Source organism: Croceivirga sp. ABH4_376, assembly GCF_056160685.1.
Genome location: NZ_JBSWXQ010000015.1, coordinates 2501 through 5700, shown reverse-complemented (window position 1 = coordinate 5700; position 3200 = coordinate 2501). Strand labels below are relative to the sequence as shown.

At 49.1% G+C, this 3200-nt stretch carries 2 tRNA genes and 2 rRNA genes (1 of these 4 cut by a window edge); all 4 read left to right on the top strand.

Going from position 1 to position 3200, the window contains the following annotated elements:
• Positions 1-469: 469 nt before the first annotated feature.
• Positions 470-1994: ribosomal RNA gene (locus ACXAGS_RS15680) — 16S ribosomal RNA — on the top strand.
• 114 nt (positions 1995-2108) lie between these two features.
• Positions 2109-2182: transfer RNA gene (locus ACXAGS_RS15675), tRNA-Ile, on the top strand.
• A gap of 130 nt (positions 2183-2312) precedes the next feature.
• Positions 2313-2386 (top strand) — tRNA-Ala (locus ACXAGS_RS15670).
• Between the two features lie 176 nt (positions 2387-2562).
• Positions 2563-3200, top strand: a 23S ribosomal RNA gene (locus tag ACXAGS_RS15665) (it continues 2173 nt past the right edge of the window).
• Together the 16S and 23S rRNA genes with 2 tRNA genes alongside form the textbook arrangement of a ribosomal RNA operon.

Genomic DNA, 3200 nt, shown 5'->3' with positions numbered 1-3200 from the left:
GGAAATGGTGTTACATTTGCAGCCCGAAAAACAACAAAGGGTTTGTTTTAGGGGATAGTTCTAAAGCTCATTGACATACTGTTTTTTTTAGGTTCGAGGCTTGAAAAAAAATAATCAAAAAAGCATTGTGTAATTAAAAAAGACGTTTTACATTTGCAGCCCGAAAAACACCAAGTGTGTTTAAGGGGAAAGTTCATGTAAAGTATGTTTTTTGTTTCGCTAAGATGTTTTGAAATTTTTTTCAAAAAAAGCTTGCCAGATAAAAAAACAGTTGTAAATTTGCAGCCGCTTAACCAACGAGGTTGGCGGGACGAGACCGAGGAGAGTGATTGATATTAAGGAGTAGGAATCGGTTTCAAGGACAAAAAGTTCATTGGACATATTGACAAAACGACAGCGTAAAGAGAATTACCATTTTGACGTCAAGGAACTTGGGGTTCGTGGGGTATCGCGAGATATTTAACGAACAACGATGGAGAGTTTGATCCTGGCTCAGGATGAACGCTAGCGGCAGGCCTAACACATGCAAGTCGAGGGGTAACAGGAAAAAGCTTGCTTTTTTGCTGACGACCGGCGCACGGGTGCGGAACGCGTATGGAACCTGCCCCTATCAGGGGAATAGCCTTTAGAAATGAAGATTAATGCCCCATAGCAACAGTTTATCGCATGATTTACTGTTTAAAGAACTTCGGATAGGGATGGCCATGCGTATCATTAGCTAGTTGGTGAGGTAACGGCTCACCAAAGCAACGATGATTAGGGGCCCTGAGAGGGGGATCCCCCACACTGGTACTGAGACACGGACCAGACTCCTACGGGAGGCAGCAGTGAGGAATATTGGACAATGGCCGAAAGGTTGATCCAGCCATGCCGCGTGCAGGATGACGGCCCTATGGGTTGTAAACTGCTTTTATACGGGAAGAAACCACCCTACGTGTAGGGTGCTGACGGTACCGTAAGAATAAGGACCGGCTAACTCCGTGCCAGCAGCCGCGGTAATACGGAGGGTCCGAGCGTTATCCGGAATCATTGGGTTTAAAGGGTCCGTAGGCGGGCCAATAAGTCAGGGGTGAAAGGCCACAGCTCAACTGTGGGACTGCCCTTGATACTGTTGGTCTTGAGTTATAGTGGGGTTGCCGGAACATGTGGTGTAGCGGTGAAATGCATAGATATCACATAGAACACCGATCGCGAAGGCAGGTGACCAACTATATACTGACGCTGATGGACGAAAGCGTGGGGAGCGAACGGGATTAGATACCCCGGTAGTCCACGCCGTAAACGATGGATACTAGCTGTAGGGTTTTCGGACTCTGTGGCCAAGCGAAAGTGATAAGTATCCCACCTGGGGAGTACGTTCGCAAGAATGAAACTCAAAGGAATTGACGGGGGCCCGCACAAGCGGTGGAGCATGTGGTTTAATTCGATGATACGCGAGGAACCTTACCAGGGCTTAAATGTAGATTGCATGGAGCAGAGACGCTCCTTTCTTCGGACCATCTACAAGGTGCTGCATGGTTGTCGTCAGCTCGTGCCGTGAGGTGTCAGGTTAAGTCCTATAACGAGCGCAACCCCTGCCGTTAGTTGCCAGCATGTAAAGATGGGGACTCTAACGGGACTGCCGGTGCAAACCGTGAGGAAGGTGGGGACGACGTCAAATCATCACGGCCCTTACGTCCTGGGCCACACACGTGCTACAATGGCCGGTACAGAGGGAAGCCACCCCGCAAGGGGGCGCGGATCTACAAAGCCGGTCACAGTTCGGATCGGGGTCTGCAACTCGACCCCGTGAAGCTGGAATCGCTAGTAATCGGATATCAGCCATGATCCGGTGAATACGTTCCCGGGCCTTGTACACACCGCCCGTCAAGCCATGGAAGCCGGGAGTGCCTGAAGTCCGTCACCGTAAGGAGCGGCCTAGGGCAAAATCGGTAACTAGGGCTAAGTCGTAACAAGGTAGCCGTACCGGAAGGTGCGGCTGGAACACCTCCTTTCTAGAGACGATTGGCCCCACGGCCCCGTACTTTGGCGAAGGAAGGTAGTTTTCTTTAAGTTTTCGTTTTGTTTTTTGTCCATAACTATATTGTGGTCAATTATTGGACCTAAGAAGTCTCATAGCTCAGCTGGTTAGAGCGCTACACTGATAATGTAGAGGTCGGCAGTTCGAGTCTGCCTGAGACTACGAGTCGCGAGACTAAAAAGCGCGAAGTTCTGGGTTGATGCCCGAAAAAATATTGGACAAAGGAAATTCTGGAAGTTGGGTATGTAGTTATGTACTAACTACTAACTACTCATTACTAACTACTAGTTATGGGGAATTAGCTCAGCTGGCTAGAGCGCCTGCCTTGCACGCAGGAGGTCATCGGTTCGACTCCGATATTCTCCACGATATCCCTGGAATGATTTGGGATAAAAAGTTCATTGACATATTGGGACGGAGCACGGTACGTTAAGTATCGATGCGAAGTCAAAAGAAGAAACTTGAAAGCAAATAGTAGTAGAATACGAGAGTAGGATACAAAAAATAGTAAAGATTACGAGGGGCACTTTAATAAGTAAAGTGCGACAAGCTAAGCAAGGGCGTATGGGGGATGCCTAGGCTACCCAGAGGCGATGAAGGACGTGATAAGCTGCGAAAAGCCGCGGGGAACTGCACATGAGTGTTGATCCGCGGATATCCGAATGGGGCAACCCGCTATGTTGAAGGCATAGCATCGAAAGAGGCCAACCCGCTGAACTGAAACATCTAAGTAGGCGGAGGAAAAGAAAACAAGAGTGATTCCGATAGTAGTGGCGAGCGAAATCGGACCAGCCCAAACCAATGTTGTTCCGGCAATATTGGGGTTGTAGGACCACGACATTCTTTGCGTAACGAACTAGAACATGTTGGAAAGCATGGCCAGAGACGGTGATAGCCCGGTATAGGTAAGGCGCGTTAAAGATAGTGGTATCCTGAGTAGGACGGGGCACGTGAAACCCTGTTTGAATCCGGCGGGACCATCCGCCAAGGCTAAATACTCCTGGGAGACCGATAGTGTACCAGTACCGTGAGGGAAAGGTGAAAAGAACCCTGAACAAGGGAGTGAAATAGACCCTGAAACCATACGCCTACAAGCGGTCGGAGCCATTCGTGGTGACGGCGTGCCTTTTGCATAATGAGCCTACGAGTTACTTTTACTGGCAAGGTTAAGCACTTCAGG